25 protein-coding genes are annotated in these 23355 nt (G+C 54.2%); 9 read left to right on the forward strand and 16 right to left on the reverse strand.

Annotated features, from left to right (window positions below):
• Window positions 1-23: 23 nt before the first annotated feature.
• Window positions 24-2288 (reverse strand): ComEC/Rec2 family competence protein, encoded by a 2265-nt coding sequence (locus tag Q334_RS19175; protein WP_211249547.1) that lies wholly within the window; start codon window positions 2286-2288, stop codon window positions 24-26.
• A gap of 80 nt (window positions 2289-2368) precedes the next feature.
• Between Q334_RS19175 and Q334_RS0113570 the strand changes: the two genes are divergently transcribed.
• Complete coding sequence (locus Q334_RS0113570; protein WP_027313685.1) at window positions 2369-2896, forward strand: DUF2062 domain-containing protein; 528 nt, start codon at window positions 2369-2371, stop codon at window positions 2894-2896.
• 55 nt (window positions 2897-2951) lie between these two features.
• Here the strand turns inward: Q334_RS0113570 and lolD are convergent, their stop codons facing one another.
• A complete protein-coding gene (gene lolD / locus Q334_RS0113575) occupies window positions 2952-3635 on the reverse strand; it encodes a lipoprotein-releasing ABC transporter ATP-binding protein LolD (protein WP_027313686.1) in 684 nt (227 codons plus the stop codon).
• Window positions 3628-4869: a lipoprotein-releasing ABC transporter permease subunit gene (locus tag Q334_RS0113580; protein ID WP_027313687.1), complete on the reverse strand. Its 1242-nt coding sequence runs from the start codon at window positions 4867-4869 to the stop codon at window positions 3628-3630. Before Q334_RS0113580 ends, lolD begins: the two co-directional genes overlap by 8 nt.
• A 68-nt stretch (window positions 4870-4937) precedes the next feature.
• Between Q334_RS0113580 and Q334_RS0113585 the strand changes: the two genes are divergently transcribed.
• Both Q334_RS0113585 and Q334_RS0113590 read left to right on the forward strand, forming a co-directional pair.
• Entirely contained in the window at window positions 4938-5849 is a 912-nt protein-coding gene (locus tag Q334_RS0113585; protein WP_027313688.1) for a hypothetical protein, read from the forward strand.
• The gene (locus Q334_RS0113590) at window positions 5842-6066 is read left to right on the forward strand and encodes a hypothetical protein (protein ID WP_027313689.1); all 225 of its coding nucleotides are present in this window, start codon (window positions 5842-5844) and stop codon (window positions 6064-6066) included. Before Q334_RS0113585 ends, Q334_RS0113590 begins: the two co-directional genes overlap by 8 nt.
• 72 nt (window positions 6067-6138) lie before the next feature.
• On the opposite strand, the gene Q334_RS0113595 is transcribed toward Q334_RS0113590, so the two are convergent.
• The 11 genes from Q334_RS0113595 to Q334_RS0113645 form a co-directional block, all read right to left on the reverse strand.
• Window positions 6139-7734 carry a methyl-accepting chemotaxis protein gene (locus Q334_RS0113595; protein WP_027313690.1) on the reverse strand — a complete coding sequence of 532 codons (1596 nt, stop codon included), beginning with the start codon at window positions 7732-7734 and terminating at the stop codon, window positions 6139-6141.
• Window positions 7735-7835: 101 nt separating this feature from the next.
• A complete protein-coding gene (locus Q334_RS0113600; protein WP_027313691.1) occupies window positions 7836-8348 on the reverse strand; it encodes a pyridoxamine 5'-phosphate oxidase family protein in 513 nt (170 codons plus the stop codon).
• A gap of 100 nt (window positions 8349-8448) precedes the next feature.
• On the reverse strand, window positions 8449-9852 hold the full coding sequence (sthA, locus tag Q334_RS0113605) for a Si-specific NAD(P)(+) transhydrogenase (protein WP_027313692.1): 1404 nt from the start codon (window positions 9850-9852) through the stop codon (window positions 8449-8451).
• Window positions 9853-9878: 26 nt separating this feature from the next.
• Window positions 9879-10124 (reverse strand): (Na+)-NQR maturation NqrM, encoded by a 246-nt coding sequence (nqrM, locus tag Q334_RS0113610; RefSeq protein WP_027313693.1) that lies wholly within the window; start codon window positions 10122-10124, stop codon window positions 9879-9881.
• Between the two features lie 10 nt (window positions 10125-10134).
• A complete protein-coding gene (locus tag Q334_RS0113615; RefSeq protein ID WP_035461631.1) occupies window positions 10135-11163 on the reverse strand; it encodes an FAD:protein FMN transferase in 1029 nt (342 codons plus the stop codon).
• A gap of 6 nt (window positions 11164-11169) precedes the next feature.
• A complete protein-coding gene (gene nqrF, locus Q334_RS0113620; RefSeq protein WP_027313695.1) occupies window positions 11170-12402 on the reverse strand; it encodes an NADH:ubiquinone reductase (Na(+)-transporting) subunit F in 1233 nt (410 codons plus the stop codon).
• A gap of 32 nt (window positions 12403-12434) precedes the next feature.
• Window positions 12435-13043 carry an NADH:ubiquinone reductase (Na(+)-transporting) subunit E gene (gene nqrE / locus Q334_RS0113625; protein WP_027313696.1) on the reverse strand — a complete coding sequence of 203 codons (609 nt, stop codon included), beginning with the start codon at window positions 13041-13043 and terminating at the stop codon, window positions 12435-12437.
• Window positions 13043-13702 (reverse strand): NADH:ubiquinone reductase (Na(+)-transporting) subunit D, encoded by a 660-nt coding sequence (locus Q334_RS0113630; RefSeq protein ID WP_027313697.1) that lies wholly within the window; start codon window positions 13700-13702, stop codon window positions 13043-13045. Before Q334_RS0113630 ends, nqrE begins: the two co-directional genes overlap by 1 nt.
• Before the next feature lies 1 nt (window position 13703).
• Window positions 13704-14489, reverse strand: coding sequence for a Na(+)-translocating NADH-quinone reductase subunit C (locus tag Q334_RS0113635; protein WP_027313698.1), 786 nt, complete (start codon window positions 14487-14489; stop codon window positions 13704-13706).
• Entirely contained in the window at window positions 14479-15684 is a 1206-nt protein-coding gene (locus tag Q334_RS0113640; protein WP_027313699.1) for an NADH:ubiquinone reductase (Na(+)-transporting) subunit B, read from the reverse strand. Before Q334_RS0113640 ends, Q334_RS0113635 begins: the two co-directional genes overlap by 11 nt.
• 2 nt (window positions 15685-15686) lie before the next feature.
• The gene (locus Q334_RS0113645) at window positions 15687-17030 is read right to left on the reverse strand and encodes a Na(+)-translocating NADH-quinone reductase subunit A (protein ID WP_027313700.1); all 1344 of its coding nucleotides are present in this window, start codon (window positions 17028-17030) and stop codon (window positions 15687-15689) included.
• A 288-nt stretch (window positions 17031-17318) separates the two neighbouring features.
• On the opposite strand from Q334_RS0113645, the gene Q334_RS0113650 reads away from it, so the two are divergent.
• From Q334_RS0113650 to Q334_RS19180, 4 genes are all read left to right on the forward strand, one after another.
• On the forward strand, window positions 17319-17828 hold the full coding sequence (locus tag Q334_RS0113650) for a DUF523 domain-containing protein (RefSeq protein WP_027313701.1): 510 nt from the start codon (window positions 17319-17321) through the stop codon (window positions 17826-17828).
• A gap of 39 nt (window positions 17829-17867) precedes the next feature.
• Entirely contained in the window at window positions 17868-18368 is a 501-nt protein-coding gene (locus Q334_RS0113655; RefSeq protein ID WP_027313702.1) for a GAF domain-containing protein, read from the forward strand.
• Window positions 18369-18447: 79 nt separating this feature from the next.
• Window positions 18448-20169 (forward strand): proline--tRNA ligase, encoded by a 1722-nt coding sequence (locus Q334_RS0113660; RefSeq protein ID WP_027313703.1) that lies wholly within the window; start codon window positions 18448-18450, stop codon window positions 20167-20169.
• On the forward strand, window positions 20139-20714 hold the full coding sequence (locus tag Q334_RS19180) for a transglycosylase SLT domain-containing protein (protein ID WP_081414485.1): 576 nt from the start codon (window positions 20139-20141) through the stop codon (window positions 20712-20714). Before Q334_RS0113660 ends, Q334_RS19180 begins: the two co-directional genes overlap by 31 nt.
• Before the next feature lie 34 nt (window positions 20715-20748).
• Here the strand turns inward: Q334_RS19180 and Q334_RS0113670 are convergent, their stop codons facing one another.
• Both Q334_RS0113670 and Q334_RS0113675 read right to left on the reverse strand, forming a co-directional pair.
• Entirely contained in the window at window positions 20749-21048 is a 300-nt protein-coding gene (locus Q334_RS0113670; RefSeq protein ID WP_035461633.1) for an acylphosphatase, read from the reverse strand.
• Between the two features lie 10 nt (window positions 21049-21058).
• On the reverse strand, window positions 21059-22297 hold the full coding sequence (locus tag Q334_RS0113675) for a YihY family inner membrane protein (RefSeq protein WP_051527802.1): 1239 nt from the start codon (window positions 22295-22297) through the stop codon (window positions 21059-21061).
• A gap of 104 nt (window positions 22298-22401) precedes the next feature.
• Here Q334_RS0113675 and arsC point away from each other — a divergent pair, with 104 nt between their 5' ends.
• Together arsC and wrbA are read left to right on the forward strand one after the other, a co-directional pair.
• On the forward strand, window positions 22402-22749 hold the full coding sequence (arsC, locus tag Q334_RS0113680) for an arsenate reductase (glutaredoxin) (RefSeq protein ID WP_027313706.1): 348 nt from the start codon (window positions 22402-22404) through the stop codon (window positions 22747-22749).
• Window positions 22749-23354 carry an NAD(P)H:quinone oxidoreductase gene (gene wrbA / locus Q334_RS0113685; protein WP_027313707.1) on the forward strand — a complete coding sequence of 202 codons (606 nt, stop codon included), beginning with the start codon at window positions 22749-22751 and terminating at the stop codon, window positions 23352-23354. The genes arsC and wrbA overlap by 1 nt, the downstream gene beginning before the upstream one ends.
• Window position 23355: the final 1 nt, after the last annotated feature.

A 23355-nucleotide genomic window follows, 5' to 3' on the forward strand; every position in this document is an offset into this window, starting at 1 on the left:
TTTAACCCTGACCCTGTTTTGGCTTACTCAGCTGCAAGCTGCCACCAAAAACGTCCGGCTTGTTGACGATAGCCTTGTATCTGTAGCCCCTGGGCTTGGCTTAATAGCGCCAGGCTGCCCTCTGCGCCGGTATTATAAGTATCTATCCCCAGGCTGTGAAATCGCGCCAGTGTATCCGGGTGCGGATGGCCAAAATGATTGCGGTACCCACTGGAGAAAATCGCCAGTTTTGCTTCAGTCGCACGGATAAAATCCAGGCTGGAAGAGTAGCGACTGCCATGATGCGCCGCCAGCAATGCATCCACCGGCCCCTGCTCACGCAGCTTCGGCAGCAACGCCCGCTCCGCTTGCGCCGAAATATCCCCTAATAGCCACAGTTGATGCTGGCCCTGCACACGCAATAGACAAGAGGCTTCATTATCATCGGCAAAGTTCACAAGCGGCGCCTGCCAAAGCTCAAACTGCACCCCATCCCACTGCCATTGAGCCTGGCAAGGCTCAGCAGGCCAACTGAGCCCCTGGGGTTGTCCCGCCCACCACAGTGCCTGGGGATAGCGTGCCCGCAACCAAGAAGCGCCACCGCTGTGATCGCTGTCATCATGGCTGACGACAATCCGCTCGGGCAGCAATCCCTGTGCCGATAAGTAGGGCCAGATAATCCGCTCAGCCTGCGGACTACTGCCCCAAGCAGGCCCCGTATCGTAAAGCAGCACATGATTGGCCGTTCGTACCACAACCGCATTCCCCTGCCCCACATCCAATACCGTCGCCTGCCACTCCCCCTCCTGCAACGGTTGACTCACCCGGGGCCACAATAACGGCAACCACAATAGCCAGGCCCAGGGCCGCCATGGCAACAACCCCGCCGGCGCCACCAACAATAATCCCCCTAGCATCGCCAACGACAAGGCTAACCAATTAGGCTGGCCTTGCCAGTGCCCATAGCCACCCCATTGCAAAGTCCAGCCTAGCCCCTGCCACAACCCTTCCAACCCCCAGGCGACCATGCCCAGTAGCTCACCTCCCCACTCTGGGCTAAGCCAATAAAGCAGCCAGGCCAGGAGTGCAGCAGGTAACAGCACAATACCCAGCAAGGGCACCGCCAGCAGATTAAGCGGTAAGGCAATCAAGCTAAACTGGGCAAAACTCCCCACTAACAAGGGCAACATCGCCACACTAAGGGCCCATTGGCTCCGCCAGGCTTGACGCCACCAGGGCTCACTGCCCACTCTATTGCCCAACACCCAGAGCAAAATCAGTACTGCCCAGGCCGATAACCAAAAATCCACCCCCAGGGGAGCGGCTGGCCAACTCAGCAAGATCAACAGCAAAGCCAGCATCAAGCGGCTCCAGGCGGATAGCTGCCAGGGCAGCCAGTAACTCATCACCACCGCCGCTAACATCAACCAGGCACGGGTCGCAGGCAATCCCCAACCCGCCAGCTGCACGTAGCCTAACGCTGCCAGCAAGGCTAAAGCACTTTGCCAAGGCCAGCGGTTAAGGGGACGCCATGGAGGGGGTAAGCGGGACAATAGCCAAGCGGCAACAGCCAGGCTCCAAGCAAACACCAAGCCCAGGTGCAGGCCACTGATCGCGACCAGATGAGCCAAGCCTGACGCCTGCAAACGCTGCCAGTGTTGATCCTGTAACCCACGGCGATCCGCTAACAGCAAGGCCCGTAATAGTGCCTTACCTGAAGTGGCTGCTGGTTGCTCAGCATCCAAGCGCTGCTGTAAATCCTCCGCCAAACGACCACGCCAACTACTGTGCTGACTTAACCATTCCACCTGCCCACGCGCCGAAGCCTGCAAGCGTAACCCCTTGCTTAATCCCCAGGCCTCAAAATCAAAAGCACCTGCACTGGCTTGGCTATGTAAAGGCTTGAGCTTAGCTTGCCAGCGTCCCTGCCAGCCTTGCTGCAACGCAACCTGACTTAACCCAGAGGGAGGACGCCAGTACAACAAGGCCCGCCCCACCTGGGGCTGCCCGGCAATAACCAGGTCATCAAGAATCAAACGATAGCCGTAAGGAGTTGGCTCTGGTAATTCAGCGATACGCCCAACCAAGGGATGGTTACCCTGCCACCAGCTCGACGGCGCACTGGGGTAACCATGCCAATAACCCTGCATTAATGCCAAGCCTATCCAGGCAGCACAGAGTAGGCGTACCTCCTGGCGATACACACTGATACTTATCAATCCCAGTGTCACAATCAACAGCCATACTGGCGCAAACAGCCAGGGGCAGGCGTAAGCAGCCAAGGCCCCTGCCACTAAAGCGCTAAGCATCCGCCCGGTCATTTGCTTGGCATCCTCCCTGGTGGCAGGCATAATGCGCGAGCTGTGCACGCCACACCTAAAGACCCGCCATGCCGCGTAAGTATCTAAAACGTGTAATTCCTCACCCCACGGAGCTGAAAAAGCACCAGTCATTGCGCTGGTTGGGGGAACTGCTGGATGGACCTAATATCTGGCACCTTACCCGGGGCTCGGTTTCGCGTGCCTGCTTCGTCGGTATTTTTTGCGCTTTTTTACCCCTACCGATGCAAATGGCCATTGCGGCAGCCATGTCGATTCTGTTTCACGCCAACTTGCCCCTTAGTGTAGCTCTGGTTTGGCTGACCAACCCCATTACCATGCCACCGGTATTCTATATGTGCTACCAGATTGGCAGTTGGTTGCTGAAACGCCCACCGATAGAATTCCATTTTTCACTGGAATCCATCACCTCTGGCTTAAGCCAAATCTGGGAACCCTTGCTGATTGGCTCGTTAGTCTGCGGGGTAGTATTCGGTATCCTGGGTTATCTATTGATGCAAATGTTCTGGATGTGGTCGGTCCGGCGCAACTGGGCAACCCGGTTAGCCCGGCGTAAGAGCAAACCCAGCACCGAATAGCACGAAGCCCGGCTCAACCGGGCTTCGTTTTTTCGCTTGTCTCAACACTGCACAGTTACAACGGGCTAAGTTGCCCTTCGTGCAGGCGCACCTGACGCTGCATCCGCCCGGCCAGTTCCAGATCGTGGGTCACCACCACCAAGGCCGTTTGCAGCTGTTGGTTAAGCTCCAACATCAATGCCTGTACATCCAAGGCGGTTTGGTGATCCAGGTTGCCGGTTGGTTCATCCATCAACACACAGGCAGGTTCCATCACCAAGGCTCTGGCAATGGCAACACGCTGGCGTTCGCCGCCAGAGAGTTCCCCCGGTTTATGCTGCACACGCTGCGCTAAGCCAACCCGCTCCAGCAAGGCCTGTGCTTTAGGTGCCGCCTGGGCGGCGCTCAGTCCCCGAATCCGTAAGGGGATCATCACATTTTCCAGCGCAGTGAATTCGGCTAACAGATGGTGAAACTGATAGACAAAACCAAGATGCTGATTACGCCAGCGACCACGCTTGGCTTCCGACAGCTCAGCCAGATCCTGCCCCTGAAGCAATACCTTGCCTTCATCACAGAGATCCAACCCTCCGAGCATATTCAGGAGCGTCGACTTACCGGAGCCTGAGCTCCCGACAATCGCCAGGCTGTCACCGGCGTGGATAGCCAGGTTGATGTTCTGCAAAATATGCAGGGTACGGTCGCCTTCACGGTAACTTTTGCTCAGCTGCTGGGCAGCCAATACCAGGGGTTTATTCATAGCGCAGCGCCTCCGCCGGTTGGGTACGGGAAGCTCGCCAGGAAGGATAAAGCGTTGCCAGAAAACTCATCAGCAAAGAGGCCCCACAAACCACAGCGACATCCTCCCAACGCAGTTCTGACGGCAAGTAGCTAATGAAGTACACATCGGCACTTAAAAACTGCACCCCCAGCACCTGCTCCAACCAGGCAATAACATGGGTCACACTGAGGGCAGCGGCTATGCCTAAGCCCATCCCCACCAGGGTACCCACCACCCCAATCAGGCTGCCCTGCACCATAAAGATGCCCATGATCTCTGCAGGGGTCGCCCCGAGGGTACGCAAAATAGCGATGTCCGCATGCTTGTCGGTGACCACCATCACCAGGGTGGATACGATGTTAAACGCCGCTACCGCCACAATAAGTAGCAACAGTAAGGCAATCATGGTTTTTTCCAGTTTGATCGCCTGGAATAAGTTACCGTGGGTACGGGTCCAATCACTGACCCGATACACCCCCGGTAGGGCAGAAGCCAGCTCCCGCACCCGCTGCGGGGCGGTGTAGAGATTGTCAAACTTTAAGCGCAGGCCATCGACCCCCTGCCCTAACTTGCGAATCTTGGCGGCATCGTCAAGATGCATGATGGCCATATTGGCATCCAGCTCCGCTCCTACGGCAAAAATGCCAACCACATCCAGACGCTTCATCCGTGGGAAGACCCCGCCCAGGGTGGCGGTTGCCTCGGGTAGAATCAGGGTAACTTTGTCGCCCACGCGGGCGTTAAGAAATTGGGCTAATAACTCGCCCAGGATAATGCCATAGCCACCTGGTTGCAGATCCTGCAGTTGGCCTTCTTTAATATGCTCGGCAATAATCGACACCTGGGTTTCTTCACTGGGCAAAATCCCCTGGATAAATACCCCATTCACCGCACCCTGGTGATTCAACATGCCTTCTGCCTGGATATAGGGGGCAGCCCCCTTCACATCAGGCACCCGCTCCAGCATTTCCTGCAGCTCTTGCCAGTTTTCCATCACCGGATAGCCGAGAATAGCCGCCTGGGGCACCATACCGAGGATGCGCTCACGCAGCTCGCGGTCAAAACCATTCATGACCGATAGCACCAGGATCAATACCGCCACACCCAGCATCAGACCGAGCATCGACACAGCGGAAATAAAGGAAATAAAATGATTGCGCCGTTTGGCTCGGGTATAGCGCCCCCCGACCCAAGCTGACCATGAGTTAATCATGCCTGACTCCCTGAAAAAGCTGGCGCTAGTCTGGGCAAAGCCCCTGCACAAGTCAATCAAGCCTATTTATGGTGAAGAATCATTCCAGCCCTAGTGCGGAGCTACTGAATTTCAACTGTCTGCAAGCTTTCGCAGCCCTCAGCCAGGCAATACAAAACTGTGTCAGTCTGTTAAGTACAGAGGTGAGTTGGTGTTGGCTGCCCGAGCAACCAGAGCAGCAGAACGCCCTGGCCTTTTATCGCGAACTGATCAGTGATCTTTGGCACCAACAACAGGGAGATGGTCGCCGCACCCGCCAACATCCAGGCCTGATAGGTGCCAGCCCGGTACTGCTACAAGCGGCTCAGAGGGTTAATCAGTGCAAGGATCATTTCAAGCAGCAGGTTTTAGCCTTACAACAAGCCTTTCCACAGCATCTGGCCAGCCTGCAGCAGCAAATTCCTGAACGCCATCCGGAGATGGCGGACTTACTCAATCGCCGTGGCTTGGGTCGCTTACATCTGAAACACTGTTATCGCCACCTACCCTGTCTGCCAGAAGCACCAAGCAAGGTGAGCTTTAGTTGGTATCGCCATGGCCGCAGCATCAAACGTATCAGCGTGGCGGAAGCCTATCAGCGCTTGCAACGCTTCGACACCAGCGCACCCCATATCCGTATTCAGCTGGATAAACTGGCCAGCCTCGCCGCAGCCACCCCTCTGGCTCAGGTGCAAAGCCAAGCCCCCTTACTGCGTGCCAATTTGGTCTTTGCCCAGTATGACCCCGTGAAACGCCAAGCGATGAACCTGCCCCTGCCGTTGCTCTTTCCCTGGCAGCCAGGGCAGCAACCACCGCAGTTCAAAGCACCGCCGCCTCTGCCTGAGCAATCAGGCCGCAGCCGCCAGCCTCGCGCCGATGCTCGCTTGCAAGAGGAGGTATTTCTGCCAAGCTTGCGCGTCTATCTTTATCAACACCCGGAACAGGAAACAGAAGATGCGTGAAGGGGGCAAATTACTCTATCAAGTCCTGGTTGGCCTGGGACTGGTACTCATCATGCTCTACCTGCTGTTCCTACAACAGCGAGGTTGGTTTAACTACTGGCAAGGACTCATCAGTGAGCCAGGTATCGCCAGTCTGATTGCCATTATAGTGGGGATGTTACCGGCCTGGTGGGGCTGGAAATACTACATGCGCTGGATTGAACGCTTTAACCGTTAACCAGAGTCGCAGACACTGACTCATTACCCTTCATGCCAGGCACCGACAGCCAGTGCCTGGCACCTGTGCTATTTAGGGCAAACGGAAGCGCTGTACCAAGGCTTCCAGCTGTCCCGCCATTTTCACCAACTCATCACTGATATGGGCCACCCGCTCCGCCGCCTGGGCATTGGCATCGGCGCTATCACGGATTTCGCTGATGTTGTGCGCCATGTCCGTGGCCACCTCGCTTTGCTGGGTCGCTGCACTGGCCATATAACCATTGCGTTCACTGACCTGACTAATCTGTGCCAAAATAGCCGCCAACGCCTGGGCCACTTGTTGCACTTGCTCTGCCCCCTTTTCCGCGCTGTCAGAGGCTTCGGTCATCACCTCAACCCCACGTTTAGCCTCCTGCTGTAACTGCTCAATCATGGTTTTGATTTCTTGGGTGGAGGCATGGGTACGACTAGCCAGAGTGCGCACTTCATCCGCCACTACGGCAAAGCCACGGCCTTGCTCACCCGCCCGGGCAGCCTCAATCGCCGCATTCAGTGCCAGTAGGTTGGTTTGTTCGGCAATTTCACGGATCACATCCAGCACCGACCCCACCTTATCGCTATGCTGATCCAGCTGGGCGATGACCGAGGCAACCGCCACGGTTTCTTCTCGCAATCCTCGAATCGATGCAATCGCTTGGCTGGCTAAGCCTTCACTGGCTTGAGCTTCACGCAAGCTGTCAGTAGAGGCCTGGGCATTTTGAATAGCGCTATCACGCACCTCACGAGCCTGCGAGTCCAGCTCCTGCATCGCCGTCGCTACCAGCTCTACGCTGGAACGCTGTTGCAGTACTGCAGCGGCGGATCCGGTTGAGACCTGGGCCAAATGTTGAGCTGAGTTTGCCAGGCTTTCTGTGGTGCGATAGACCTCCGCCAAACTAGCGCCAAAGCGGTTCAACATGGCATTAAAAGCCTGGCTGGTTTGACCTATTTCATCATCACTGTCATCACTCAAACGCACCCTCAGGTCAGATGCCTTATCAACCTGCACAATGACTTCTCGCAAACGGCGAATACGCCGAATAACTACTTTATTGAGCAACCAGGACAACCCCAGCAATCCCAGCGTAAATACCGCCAACTCAATTGCCAGGGTGAAATAAAGGTTGGCATTAACCTGAGCATCCAACTCTTTCAAGGAATAACTGATTCGTACCGCCCCCAGCACCTCCCCCTCTTTGGCCTGATGGCAGCCCAAACAGTTGGTACCACGGTAATCGGCGCTGGCAAACATCGGATTAATAATGGTCAGCACATGATCTTGCTGATCTTTGCGCTCCAGGATAACGGCCTCTCCGGCCAAAGCCTGGCGATCCAGCTCATCCACAGCTTTAGCCGCTTCGACCTGACCAAACATGGCGGCCACTTTATCACCCCGGATAATCCGCGCCTCCGTCACACCGGGGCGGGAGAGCATCTTCTCCTGCAAGACATGGCGATTTTGCATCTGCCCGGTCAGCATCAGCAGGTTAATAGCATCAAAGTAGGAGTCAGCGGCATCTTGGGTTTGCTGGGTTACCACCTGACGCACTAACTCTTTCTCGTTATAGGCGATTTGCCAGGCGGTCACCGCCAAGATCAAGGCAAAACAGCCCAACAAACCAGAGAAAATTTTGAATTTGATCGACATGAGTCACTACCACGACTAGCCAGAGTGCAGCCGAGCATACCCCTAAGGGAGTAGAAAATGCTGACTCATGTCAAAAAAGACTCATTTTGACGCCAGAAAGGCTAGCTTTGCGACCGATGCCCTAAATCCCGCAGGTGCTCAATACCGTCCGCATGAATCCGATAGGCCTTGGCAAAGCCTTTGACATAGAGCCCCTCACTCAGGCTCAAGCGGAAAAGGTGAAAATCCGCCAGGCCCGCCAGCATCTGGGCAATTTCGCCAAAACGCTCACTAAAAGCGGCCTGCACCTGCTGCCACTCCTGCGTTTCCCGTTGCACTTCCGTGGCCTGCGCTTTAAAACTTAAGCGCTCGCGGGCATGGGGCTGCTTGGCGCTGGACTCATCCTCAATCAACATCACTTTAAGCTGAGGATGGCGCAGCAGATTGCCGGTATGGGCGGCCAGCTCACTGATATAAATATAGAAATAACCCTGTTGCTCTACATAGGGGGCGTAGCTTACTTCCGCCTCCTGATCCGAACCCAGAGTCGCCAGCATTAGAGTTTTCATCTTCTTGCGAAAGGCGAGTTGCTGATCAAACATGGCCAGCAGCTGTTGCTCATCAGGGGATGACATAGGCTCGTCTCAACTCCACAAAAACAAAAGAAAAAAGGGCCGATTAACAGCCCTTTCCCGCATCTTGTCACTAGCCAGTCACAACACTGGCTAGTACCCATTAATGATTGGAAATCCGATTCAAACCATTCATTGCAGCAACTCGATAGGCCTCTGCCATGGTCGGATAGTTAAAGGTGGTATGGATAAAATACTCGATCGTATTCGCCTCACCTTGTTGACGCATAATGGCCTGACCGATGTGAATGATCTCCGAGGCACGGTCACCAAAACAATGAATACCCAATAACTGCAGGGTTTCCCGGTGGAACAGCAGTTTTAACATCCCTACCGTTTCACCGGTAATTTGCGCCCTCGCAGTATCCTTAAAGAAGGCTTGTCCAACCTCATAAGGAATCTTTGCCGCGGTTAGCTCTTCTTCACTCTGCCCAATCGAGCTGATTTCAGGAATGGTATAGATACCTGTGGGCACCTCATCCACATAACGATAATCAGAAGACCCCGAAATATGTGAACTAGCAGAGCGACCTTGGTCATAGGCAGCCGAAGCCAAGCTTGGCCAACCAATCACATCACCGGCAGCATAAATATGAGGTACTTCTGTTTGGTACTGTTCATTGACCTCAAGCTGACCACGACTATTGGGAGTAAGACCAATCTCCTCCAGGTTCATATCGGCGGTATTACCGGTACGTCCATTACACCAAAGGAAAGCATCCGCACGGATCTTTTTGCCGGATTTCAGCGTCAAGACCACACCGGTGTCCGTCCCCACCACTGACTCATATTGCTCATTGTGACGAATCACGACGCCGTTATTGCGCAGGTGATAGCTCAGAGCATCAGAGATCTGGTAATCCAGGAAGGACAGTAAGCGCTCGCGGGTATCGATCAGGTCTACCTTGACCCCCAAGCCACTGAAAATAGAGGCATACTCACAACCAATCACCCCAGCGCCATAAATAATCAGAGTACGCGGGGTATGGCTGAGTTTCAGAATGGTGTCGGAGTTGTATATACGGGGATGGGTAAAGTCCACATCGGGGGGGCAATAGGGACTGGAGCCAGTGGCGATAACAATCTTATCCGCCTTCAGCTCTTCATCTCCCTTACCACGCGCGCCTTCAACCAACACGGTATTAGCATCAGTAAAGCGGGCATGACCAAAAAACACATCGACGCGGTTACGTGCATAGAAATTGGTGCGCATTTGCACCTGCTTGGCCATCACCTGTTCCGCCTGCTTCAGCACACGGGGGAAGGAAAACCAGCGGGGCTCACCGATATCCCGGAACATGGGGTTAGTGTTGAACTCAATAATCTGCTTAACCGCATGACGCAAGGCTTTGGAGGGAATGGTACCCATGTGGGTACAGTTGCCGCCCACCACCTTGTAGCTCTCCACCACACCGACCCTTTTGCCCTTTTTAGCAGCATTCACCGCTGCACTTTCACCAGCTGGGCCCGTACCTATTACCACGACATCATAATGATAAACTGCCATTCGCTTCCCCTAGTCCCGGAGTCTGCTTAACGCTGGGTAGCGTCGTAACTCAGCTCCGATGTTGCTTTTGCTTGTTGTGCGGCTTTTTGCTTTTCTTGCTCGGTTTCACAGATTTGCTTGTCACCACCGCAGATATCACAAGCAGTATCCATGCCCAGAGCACTCATACCACCACAGGAACCTGCGATCGGTTTACGACCAAAAATCACGCCTACTGCCATGGCAGCAATCACCAACAACAACAGCGCGAAAGTCAAAAATAATACTTCCATCCTTTACCTCCTAGTTTTCCAGGTAAGGCTCAAATTCAGGGGTGTAACGCTCAATAAAACCCTGCTCACTCTTAATAATGAAGAAAGCCGGTATACGATGTGCCAAGGCAAACTGATAGCCTTTTTCTTCCCCCATCACCATCAGAGTGGTCGCTAAGCCATCTGCCGTCATGCATTGGGGCTGTAGCACCGTCACTGACGCCAGCTTATGGCGAATGGGTTTGCCTGTCGATGGATCAATCGTATGAGAGTAGCGTACGCCCTGCTCTTCAAAGTAGTTTCGATAGTCACCAGAGGTAGCAATCGCCACATCTGTTACCTTAATTACCTGCTGCACATCGCGCTCGATATCAAGCGGTGATTCGATCGCAATCCGCCAGGGTTTTTGATCTGGCTTATGCCCTTTGGCACGGAGCTCTCCGCCTACTTCAACTAGGTAGCTGATAACACCTTGCTGCTCCAACCAATCAGCGATCCGGTCTACGCCGTAGCCCTTAGCAATCGCAGAAAGATCAACATAAGCATCCACCGCTTTTTGCGCACGCTGCTGCTCATGATCAAGGTTTATGTGTTGATAACCTACACGGGCAAAGGCGGCCGCCAGCTCGTCCTCACTCGGCACTTTGTCCGGTCGTTTATCAGGTCCAAAACCCCACAGATTCACCACAGGTCCCACAGTGATATCAAAGGAGCCCGCTGACATTGCGGATAAACGTTGGCCTTCTTCAATCACTTTCAGCGTGTCTGCTGAGAGAGCAAACCATTCGCCTGCTGGCGCACGGTTAAAACGAGACAGCTCAGACTCAGCCTCATAGGTGGACATCTTTGCCACCACAGCATCCACCTGTGCCTGAATGCCAGCCTGATAGAAGTCACGGTCATGTTCAGGAGCATTAACCACCGTCACATGCCAGGTCGTGCCCATGGTGCGCCCCTCAAGGGCAAGAATCTCGGGTGCAGATTCACCACAGCCAGAAAGCAACAGGCTGGCTAGGAAAAATCCCAGCCAGCCCGCCACCCGTATGAACAAGGATGTCATACAGTCTTAACCGCCGAAGTCGTCCAGCAGAATGTTCTCGCGCTCTACGCCGAGGTCTTCCAACATCTTGATAACGGCTGCGTTCATCATGGGCGGTCCGCACATGTAGAACTCGCAATCCTCAGGAGCAGGATGATCCTTCAGGTAGTGCTCATAGAGCACGTTATGGATAAAGCCTGTGTAACCAGTCCAGTTGTCTTCAGGCTGAGGATCAGACAACGCCAGGTGCCACTTGAAGTTTTCATTCTCTTCTTGTAGCTGGTTGTATTCCTCAACGTAGAAGGTCTCCTTCAAAGAACGTGCTCCGTACCAGAAGGAAATCTTACGCTTAGATTTCAAGCGACGTAACTGATCGAAAATGTGCGACCGCATGGGGGCCATACCCGCACCACCACCGATAAACACCATCTCAGCATCGGTTTCTTTAGCAAAGAACTCACCAAAGGGACCATAGACTGCGACTTTATCGCCGGGTTTGAGGTTGAACACGAAAGAAGACATCTTGCCTGGAGGCAGATCCATCTTACCGGGGGGCGGAGTAGCAATACGGATATTGAACTTCACCACACCCTTCTCTTCTGGATAGTTCGCCATGGAGTAAGCGCGGATAACAGTTTCATCCACCTTGGATTCCAGTTTGAACAGGCCGAACTTCTCCCAATCGCCACGGAATTTCTCTTCAATATCAAAGTCAGAGTACTTCACGTGATGAGGAGGACATTCCAGCTGCACATAACCGCCAGCACGGAAGTCCACATTCTCACCTTCAGGCAGACGCAAGGTCAGCTCTTTGATGAAGGTTGCCACGTTGGGGTTTGACTCGACAGTGGTCACCCACTTCTTCACACCGAAGAAGGATTCTTCCACTTCAATTTTCATATCTTGCTTAACCGCCACCTGGCACGCCAGACGGAAGCCTTCGCGGATTTGCCCCTTAGTAAAGTGACCTTCTTCAGTCGGCAGAATCGAACCACCGCCATCATGAACCTGACACTTACACTGGGCACAGGTACCGCCACCACCACAGGCAGAAGACAGGAAAATGCCCTGTCCAGCCAGGGTTTGCAGCAGTTTGCCGCCAGCAGGCACGCGGATGGTTTTCTCGGGATCATCGTTAATTTCGATGGTTACATCCCCAGAGGAAACCAGCTTGGCACGGGCGTATAGGATCACCGCCACCAGTGATAACACGATGACGGTGAACATTACGACGCCCAGGATAATCGCTGAGTAATCCATGTTCACCTAACCTTTTTGCTCATGCAGATCTGTTACAGCTGAACGCCGGAGAAGGACATAAAGCCCATCGCCATCAGACCAGCAGTGATAAAAGTAATGCCCAAACCACGCAATCCAGCCGGGACATCGCTGTACTTCAACTTCTCGCGCACACCAGCCAGCACGGCGATAGCCAGTGCCCAGCCCACACCTGCACCGGTGCCATAGACCACGCTTTCAGCGAAGTTGTAATCACGCTCAACCATGAACAGCGCCGCACCCATGATGGCGCAGTTTACGGTAATCAGGGGTAGAAACACCCCTAACGCGTTGTACAACGAGGGCACGTACTTATCCAACACCATTTCCAGGATCTGCACGATTGCCGCAATAACGCCAATGTAGCTGATCAGACCCAGGAAGCTCAGATCCACATTCGGCAGACCTGCCCAAGCCAGGGCACCATCCTTCAGAATGTATTGATAGAGCAGGTTGTTCACAGGAACGGTGATCGCCAGTACCACCACCACAGCGATACCCAGACCAATTGCAGTCTGCACCTTCTTGGAGATAGCCAGGAAGGTACACATGCCCAGGAAGAATGCCAGCGCCATGTTCTCCACGAACACTGCACGGACAAACAGACTAATGTAATGCTCCATTAGTAGGCCTCCTTCTTGGAGTTAGCAGTGATCTTGAAGTCAGGGGCTTCAACCTGCTCTTTCTTCCACGCACGCAATGCCCAAATCAGCAGGCCAATGACGAAGAACGCAGAAGGAGGCAGTAGCAACAGACCATTGCTGTAGTACCAACCACCATTGGTCACCAACGGCAGGATTTCCACCCCAAACAGGGTGCCGGAACCAAAGAGCTCACGGACAAAACCTACCGCCAGCAGCATAACGCTGTAACCCAAACCATTACCAATACCGTCCATAAAGGACATCATCGGAGGATTCTTCATGGCGTAGGCTTCAGCACGGCCCATTACGATACAGTTGGTGATAATCAAACCAACAAATACCGACAGCTGCTTGCTGATCTCATAGGCATAGGCCTTGAGCACCTGGTCCACCACGATTACCAACGATGCGATGATAACCATCTGCACGATAATACGGATGTTATTGGGAATGTGTTCCCGGATAAGGGAAACGAACAGGTTAGAAAACGCTGTTACGCTGGTCAGAGCCAAACACATTACGAAAGTCACGCTCAGGTTGCTGGTGACTGCCAGCGCCGAGCAGATACCCAGAATTTGCAACGCAATAGGGTTATTGCGAAATATGGGTTTCGTTAGGACGTCTTTCATCTCGGACATATCACGCCTCCCCTGCACGCAGATTCTTCAGGAAGGGACCGAAGCCGTTCTGGCCAAACCAGAACTTCATCAGGTTGGTCACACCATTGCTGGTCAGTGTCGCACCAGACAAGCCATCTACTTGATAGGCTGCTTGCGGAGACTGGCTGTCAACCTTGCCCTTGATCAGCTCAATACTGGGCTGTTCAGCACCTTCAGCGTAAATTTTCTTACCAGGCCAGAGTGCTTTCCAAGCGGGGTTATCCACTTCACCACCCAGTCCTGGGGTTTCGCCATGCTGATAGAAGCCCATCCCAGAGACGGTATTCAGATCAGGCTGCAATGCCACGAAGCCATACAGGGTGGACCACAGGCCATAGCCATGTACAGGCAGCACCAGCTTGTCCAGCTGACCATCCTTTTCCACTACGTAGACCGTAGCGTACTGGGGCATACGCTTGATGCTGGCAATATCAGCCTCACCAGGTAGCGCCTTAGAGGTCTGAGGATCTTTAGCCGCTTTGTACTGATCATAGGAGTCAGGGCTCACCGCATCGGTGAACTTACCGGTTTCCAGATCCACCACCATCGGCTTGATCATTTGCTGGTACAGTTCGTCAACTTTCTGACCTGCAGCAGGTGTCAAACCTGCAGCGGCTAGAATGTTTACTTTCTTTTCCAGTGCCTTATTGAACTGCTGAGTCGGCTTCAATAGAACCGCTGCAGCAGAAACCACCACGGAGCAAATCACGCAGAGAACGACGGAAACCGTGACGGTCTTTTTGATAGTGTCGTTATTAGCAGCCATTGCGCAGCTTCCTCCGTTTGATGTTGGCCTCAACCACAAAGTAGTCGATCAGAGGGGAGAACATGTTGGCAAACAAAATCGCCAGCATCATACCCTCAGGGAAGGCCGGGTTAACCACACGGATCAGCACACACATCACCCCGACCAAAGCACCAAACACCCACTTACCAGTGTTAGTCATGGAGGCAGAGACAGGGTCGGTAGCCATAAACATCATGCCGAAGGCAAAACCACCCAAGACCAGATGCCAATAGAAGGGCAGCGAGAACATGGGGTTGGTGTCAGAACCGATCAGGTTGAACAGGGTAGACATTGCTGTCATTCCCACGAACACCCCTGCGACAATGCGCCACGCAGCGATTTTGGCAAACATAATGAAAGCGCCGCCAATCAGAATCGCCAGGGTGCTTACTTCACCCACTGAGCCCTGGATATTACCGAGGAAGGCGTCCATCCAAGAGATACCGGCATCAGCCATCGCCTGTACACCGCCTGCCGCAGCCAAGCCCAGCGCAGTGGCGCCAGAGAAGCCATCAACCGCAGTCCAGATCGCATCACCGGACATTTGCGCGGGATAAGCGAAGAACAGGAAGGCACGACCAACCAGCGCAGGGTTAAGGAAGTTTTTACCGGTACCACCGAATACTTCTTTACCCACAACCACACCGAAGCTGATACCCAGCGCCACCTGCCACAGAGGAATAGTGGGAGGCAGAATCAGGGAGAACAGCACAGAAGTAACGAAGAAGCCTTCGTTAACTTCATGGCCACGCTTCATGGCAAACAGCACTTCCCAGAAGCCACCAACAATGAAGGTCACGGCGTAAATAGGTACGTAGTAGACGGCGCCATAAATGAAGCAGTCCCATAGACTGTTAGCATTAAGCCCAGTGAGCATGCTAATCAGCGTACCATGCCAGTCATCAGGCAGGCTGGCGCCCGCTGCGATGGCTTCCAAGGCATTATTACCGACGTTATACATACCGAAGAACATAGCGGGGAAGGTACACATCCACACCATGATCATCATGCGCTTCAGATCCAGAGCATCACGAACGTGAGAGGCGCTCTTGGTGACTGAAGGTGGGGTATAAAAAATGGTATCCACTGCTTCATACAGGGCGTACCAGTTTTCATACTTGCCCCCCTTATGAAAGTGGGGCTCCATCTGATCGAGAACTTTACGAATACTCACCCTCAACCCTCCCGCTCAATCAGGGTCAGGTTGTCACGCAGGATGGGACCGTACTCGTACTTGCCAGGACAGGCAAATGTACAGAGTGCTAAGTCTTCTTCATCCAGCTCCAAACAACCGAGCTTAATGGCGCTATCCACATCCCCCACAACCAGTGCACGCAGCAACTGAGTCGGCAGGATATCCAGCGGCATCACTTCTTCAAACTGCCCCACCGGTACCATGGCACGTTCAGAGCCATTAGTCGTGGTTGTGAAGTTGAAGGTTTTGCCCTTGCTAAGTGCACCCTTAACAACACGTAGCAGCGAGAACTTCTCACTCCCCGGGGCAATCCAGCCCAGGAATTCACGCTCACGACCTTCCAGCAGAATGCTAACTTGGCTGTGATAGCGCCCCAAATAATCAAAGGGGCCTCGCGCAGTACGGCCATTAAAGACAGAACCAGAAATCAGACGATTATCACCGTCTTTCTGCTCCTGCTGGCACATTTCACTCAGACAGGCACCAACACGGGTACGGAGTAAACGCGGATTGCTAGCTTGTGGACCAGCAACCGCCACCACGCGCTCCATCCACAGTTTGCCACTGACAAACAATTTGCCGATGGCAATCACATCCTGATAACCAATGTTCCAAACAGTCTTGTTGGGGCCGACCGGCTCAAGGAAGTGAATGTGAGTACCTGGGTTACCTGCAGGGTGCACGCCAGCAAACTCTTCCACACTGACTTGCGCCGCGGCAGGCACATTAGCGCCCGGCGCTTTACACAGGTAGGTTTTACCCTGAGTCAGTTTGGAAAGCAGAATTTGCCCACGGACAAAGTCATCTGCATGCTCAGCAATTACCACCTGGGGATCTGCCGCCAATGGATTGGTATCCATGGCAGTGATAAAGATGGCAGCTGCTTCCGCATCGGCAGCAGGCACACGACTAAAAGGACGAGTACGCAGAGCAGTCCAAAGACCGGAAGCCACTAAGTTTTCCCGCACCTGAGCGGCAGTTAAGCCGGCCAGCTGCTCAACACTGTAACTTGCGAAGCTAAGGGCATCACTCTCATCCGCAGCCACTTCAATCACCAGGGATTGAAACACCCGCTTCTCGCCACGGTTAATGGCCTTGACTACACCAGAAGCCGGTGCAGTGTATTGAACGCCAGGGGTCTTTTTATCAGTAAAAAGAACCTGGCCAAGCTTGACCTGATCTCCTTCCCGGACCTCCATGGTTGGCTTTAATCCATGATAATCAAAGCCAACAACGGCAACAGAGCGTACGGATGGCTGGCCATCGATACGCTGGGCTGGTGCTCCGGAGATAGGGAGATCCAGACCACGACTGATCTTGATCATCGCCTCACCCAAATTAAGAACTTGTTCCAGACCGGAGCAACTCGCCTCGGCGTCAGCGCCCCACCTTATATATAAGGCAAGAAATACGCGACACTACCCTCTCCTTTCCGTTGTAGTTTGTTATAAGCGGAAAAGAGGGATAGACACAAAGCTAGTCACCCCACCAAAAAACCCGCTAAGTATAAAGAGCTATTGGTAAATTTTCTACAAAGAGGTCTTACCTCTGACGCGCTATTCTGGCGTAATTTCAGCTTGTTAGATCAATCCTCGACCAAAGCAGGAGTGCTAATGCTCAAAATTCTTGTCAGTGCCTGCCTTCTTGGCCAACCGGTGCGCTACGATGGCAAAGATGCCCGCCAAGCGCATCCATTATGGCTCCACTGGCAACAACAAGGCAGGTTGGTACCTATTTGCCCAGAGGTCAGCGGTGGCCTACCGACACCACGTCCTCCCGCAGAATGGCAGCAAGGAGATGGACGAAGCTGGCTGATACACAGACAAGGGCGCATTGTCGACAACCAAGGCCAGGAACAAACTCAAGCCTTTGCCAAAGGTGCGCAACTGGCTCTCCAGTTGGCTCGCCAGCACCACATTCAGGTTGCGATTCTGAAAGCAAACAGTCCCTCCTGCGGCAAAGGACAAATCTATGCTGGTCAGTTTGACGGCCAACTGATTCCAGGGGATGGCATGACCGCTGCCACCTTGCAGCAGGCTGGCATTCGAGTCTTTAACGAGCATCAACTGGAACAGGTTGACGACTGCCTGCAACAGCTAGAAGCCAGCAGCGAAACTCGCTAAGCTTGCCGCCCCGCGCGGATTGATCAGGATCAGATAACGATGTACGACTTCAGCAGCCAAGCTACCGACAAGACCACGCTATACCAAGAACTTCAGGGTTTTGCTCAGGGATTACTGAGCGACAGCCAGGACATGATTGTTAACCTGGCCCAGATTTCCTCCTTACTTTATCACCAGCTTCCAGATCTCAACTGGGCAGGCTTCTACTTGGCACGTGGTCACGACACTTTGTTGCTAGGCCCTTACCAAGGCAAAGTCGCCTGCGTCAGCATTCCCTTCAGCAAGGGCGTATGCGGCGCCGCAGCCCGTAGCGGACAGAGCCAATGCGTTGCAGATGTGCATACCTTCCCAGGCCATATTGCCTGCGATGCAGCCTCCCGCTCAGAAGTGGTCATCCCCCTTTTCAGCCAGAATCGATTACTGGGTGTGTTGGATCTCGACAGCCCCCTACCCAACCGTTTTGATGCTGAAGATGTGGCAGGGCTAGAAGCGCTTTGCGCCCTGCTGGTTGAACGCACCCACTGGTCATGGCAGTTCTGACCGGCAAAAACTTGTGAGCAGGGGCCCCAAGCCCCTAGAATGCAATCTATTTTCCCTCATTGACTAACGAGCGAGTGCCATGCGAGCGAGCCAACTGCTGATCGCCACCCTCAAAGAAACCCCCTCTGATGCAGAAGTCATCAGCCACCAGCTGATGCTACGCGCTGGTTTTATCCGCAAACTAGCCTCCGGCATGTACACCTGGCTGCCTCTTGGCCTGCGTACCCTACGCAAGGTTGAGCGCATTGTCCGTGAAGAGATGGACCGTTCTGGCGCCCAGGAAATTCTGATGCCAGGCGTGCAGCCTGCCGAACTCTGGCAAGAGTCCGGCCGCTGGGAACAATATGGTCCCGAGCTGCTACGTTTACAGGATCGCCATGAGCGCCCCTTCTGCCTGGGCCCCACCCATGAAGAAGTGGTCACCGACCTGTTTCGCCGTGAAGTAAGCTCCTATAAGCAGCTGCCCATCAATCTTTATCAGATTCAGACCAAGTTCCGCGATGAAATTCGCCCCCGTTTCGGCGTGATGCGTGGCCGCGAGTTCATTATGAAGGATGCCTACTCCTTCCATCTGAACCAGGAATCGCTGGCCGCCACCTATGATGTGATGCATGACACCTACAGCCGCATCTTTACCCGCCTTGGCTTGGATTTCCGCCCGGTACAGGCTGATTCCGGCTCCATTGGCGGCAGCCGCTCCCACGAGTTCCATGTGCTGGCCAACTCAGGTGAAGACTTAATCGCCTTCTCTGACAGCAGTGATTACGCCGCTAACATTGAGATGGCAGAAGCCGTCGCCCCCAACCAGGAACGCGCCGCCCCCAGCGAACAACTGCGCCTGGTCGACACCCCTAATACTCGTACTATTGCTGACTTGGTGGAAAAACATGGCCTGCCCATTGAGAAAACCATCAAGACCCTGATCGTTGCCGCTTCCGAAGAAGTGGAAGCCGGCTTCGTCGCCCTCTTGATTCGCGGCGACCATGAGCTAAACGAAATCAAAGCAGAAAAACTGCCGGAAGTGGCCAGCCCATTGCGCTTTGCCACCGAAGAAGAAATTCGCCCGATTATTGGTGCCGGTCCAGGTTCCTTAGGCCCATTAAACCTGGCCATTCCCTGCATCGTTGACCGCAGCGTAGCGGTTATGAGCGACTTTGGTGCGGGCGCCAACATCGACGGCAAGCACTACTTCGGCCTGAACTGGGAGCGCGACCTGCCCCTGCCCAAGGTAGCGGATTTGCGCAATGTGGTTGAAGGTGACCCCAGCCCCGACGGCAAAGGCACACTCAGCATCAAACGCGGTATCGAAGTCGGACATATTTTCCAGCTGGGTGATAAATACAGCGCCGCTATGAACGCCACCGTACTGGATGAAAACGGTAAGCGCAGCGTGGTCACCATGGGTTGCTATGGCATTGGTGTCACTCGCGTTGTTGCCTCCGCCATCGAACAAAACCATGATGACAAAGGCATCATCTGGCCCGATGCACTGGCACCCTTCCAGATTGCTCTCGTCCCCCTTAACGCCGATCGCAGTGAAGAGGTTGCCAAAGCCAGTGAGGAGCTCTACCAGCGCCTGCAGCAAATGGGCTATGACGTCCTGCTTGATGATCGTAAGGAGCGCCCGGGGGTCAAATTTGCCGACATGGAACTGATCGGCATTCCCCATCGCTTTGTGATCAGCGACCGTGGCCTGGCCAAGGGCACGCTGGAATACAAACACCGTCGCGCCGCTGACAACGAAGACGTCAGCCTCGCCGAGCTTGATGCATGGCTAGCCGCCAAGGTCGAGCGCTGCTAAGGCACTTACAAGCCGCCCTCCGGGGCGGTTTGTTTTTCATTGCCCTTAGCAACCCTAGCCAGGCTGACAACCTGGCCGGCATTGAGTTTGCCAGCCGTCACCCCCTGGCTTACGCCGACCCCTATTTAAGTCAGGTCTGGCTTATCAGCCAAAGTGAACGCCTGCAACCTTATCTGCCGGAGGCCAACCAGCGACAACAACTGCTGCACGCCACCTTAACAGCAGCAGCGGAATATCAGCTTGATCCCGATTTGCTACTGGCCATCATGCATGTGGAGAGTCACTTCGATCGCTTTGCCGTCTCCCGTGCGGGGGCAATTGGCGTCATGCAGATTATGGGATTTTGGCGGCAAGAGCTGGAACAGGAAGGGGCGAATCTGCTCGATACCCCCACCAACATCAGGATGGGCAGTCGCATTCTGCATCATTATTTGCAACGCGAGCAGGGTCGGATAGCCTGGGCGCTCAGTCGTTACAATGGCAGCAGCGGCCAAGCGAATTACGTTCTTAAAGTACAAAAGTGGTGGCTTTACTACCGCTCCTAAGCCTTGATTCCCGCCAACATTAACTGTGCAACAATCATCTTTGCGCATCCGCCAGTACCACAAAGCCCTGGCAAGTCGGGTCCCACTCCGCCAACACAACCTGCACCTCAGCCACCTTGGCCAACTCAGGCCCCTTTGCCAACCAGGTTTCCAGGTGTCGCACCTGTTGCGGCGCCCCCTGCGCCCAAACCTCCACATCGCCATTATGCAGATTACGTACCCACCCACTCAGCCCCAGTGCCTGAGCCTGCTCTTTAGTGGATTGACGAAACCAGACACCCTGTACCCGCCCGACCACTCGGGCATGGATAGCTAACTGATTGACTGTACTCATCTTTCCTCCATCACTGCTGCTTAGCAGGCAAAATCAGATGTGCCAGGGATGCATTAAAATGCTGCCCTCGCTGCTCACGCCAACTACTCAGGAGCGCACTCCACTGCTTCTGCCAGCTCAACTCAATCGCCGCCTGTGCCTGTTCCGGCAACGGCCAGGGCAAACGTTGCAGCCAGTCCTCCAGGGTTAAATAGTGAATATCCACCAGCAATAACCACTCGCCCTGCTCACTGCGCTCCAACAGGCGGGCATGTGCCAAGGCCGCCAACACCTGCTCCAGCGGCTCCCCCGCCACCTGCAACTGTTGTCCTAACCAGGGTTCATCCGCTCCCTGCCCCTGCTGTTGGCGCTGCCACAGCAGACCCATCAGTGCCAATGCCAGGGTAAAAGGCTCCCACTGCCCTTGCCCCTGATAACGGCGCTGGCTCAATGCATGCACCCAATAAGCGCCAAAAATGATAATCAGCCAGGAGATATACACCCACAACAAAAACAACGGAATAGCGGCAAAGGCACCATAGACCAATTGGTAAGAGGGGAACTGCGTCACATAAAAGGCAAAACCGGCCTTTGCCAGGGTAAATAACAATGCCGCCATCACACCACCTAACAAAGCATGGCGCCAAGGTACCGGGCAATTGGGCACCGCCCAATATAACAAGGCAAACGCCAGGGTACTCAGAGCAATGGGCATCAACTCCAGCAGGCGCAAACGCCCGGCCAAATCCGTCACATCAGTAAAAAGCGGCAGAGTGTTGATATAGGAACTAATGGCAAAGGCTGCTCCCAGCAGCAAAGGCCCCAATGACAGCACGGCCCAATAGAGCAAGAAACTGGCCACCCCCTGCCGATTACGTGGCACCCCCCAAATCCGATTAAAGGTACTTTCAATGCTTTTCAGCATCATAAAGGCCGTCACAATCAAAAATACCACCCCGATCCAGGTCAGCTGGCGCGCCTGCTGGGTAAAAGCCTGCAGATACTGCTGCAGAGCCTGACCACTCTCGGGCATAAAGTGTGAGAACAAGAAGGTCTGAATATCCGCCCCCACTTCCTGTGAAAATGGCAAGGACGCCAGCATCGAATAGGTCACCGTCATCAAGGGCACCACCGCAAACAGCGTGGTATAGGTCATCGCCGCGCCATGTAATAACCCCTGCCCTTTAATAAAAGCGCGTAACACCTGCACCACTAACACCAGTGGCGATGCCGTTGATAATCGCTGCACAACCTGTCCTAACTCAGCCATAACAACTCCCTGACTCTGCCAAGCGCAATGGCTCCTGCTACCGATTTGCTTGCCATCACTGGAAAAACTTAAAATACGGGGCTTTCAGACTCAAGGAAAGCGCTATGTCCGTCACTATCCTGCATAACCCTCGCTGCTCCAAATCTCGGGAAACCCTCGCCTTACTAGAGGCCCGCGGTGAAAGCATCCAGGTATGCAAGTATCTGGAAGAGACTCCCAGCCGTGCGCAACTGCAAGACATCCTGCGCATGCTCGGCCTGTCAGCGCGCCAACTCCTGCGCACCTCTGAAGAAGAATATAAAACGCTAAATCTGGCTGATCCTAACCTCAGTGATGAGGCCATTATCGATGCCATGTTGAGCCACCCACGCCTGATTCAACGCCCGATTGTCATCAAAGACGGCAAGGCCCGCATTGGTCGTCCACCTGAGCAGGTTCTGGAGATTCTCTAATGGCCCAGCCCTATGTGTTGGTGCTGTATTACAGCCGCCATGGTGCCACGCGTTTAATGGCGGAAGAAATTGCCCGTGGTGTCGAGCGCTGCGGCCTGGAAGCCAGATTACGGACAGTACCGCCGGTTTCCCCGCAAACCGAGCAAAGCCTGGCTGCCATTCCCAGCGAAGGGGCGATCTACTGCAGCCAGGAAGACTTACGTGATTGCAGCGGCCTGGCCTTTGGCAGCCCTACCCGCTTTGGCAATATGGCGGCCCCCATGAAGTATTTTTGGGATGGCAGTGCCAACCTGTGGGCTAATGGCAGTCTCATCGGCAAACCCGCAGGGGTTTTCACCTCCTCCACCAGCATGCACGGTGGCCAGGAAAGCACCCTGCTTAGCATGATGCTGCCCTTGCTCCACCATGGCATGCTGATCTGCGGCCTGCCTTACTCCGAACCGGCGTTACACCATAGCCGCAGTGGCGGCACCCCCTATGGGCCCAGTCATGTGGCGCTGTTCGATGAAGGCCAGCCACGCCTGAGTGATGAAGAACGCCAACTCTGCCAAGCTCTAGGCAAGCGCCTGGGGCATCTCAGCCTAACCCTGCGCCAAGGAGCCTAAG

Source organism: Balneatrix alpica DSM 16621 (assembly GCF_000619885.1).
Lineage (GTDB): Bacteria > Pseudomonadota > Gammaproteobacteria > Pseudomonadales > Balneatricaceae > Balneatrix > Balneatrix alpica.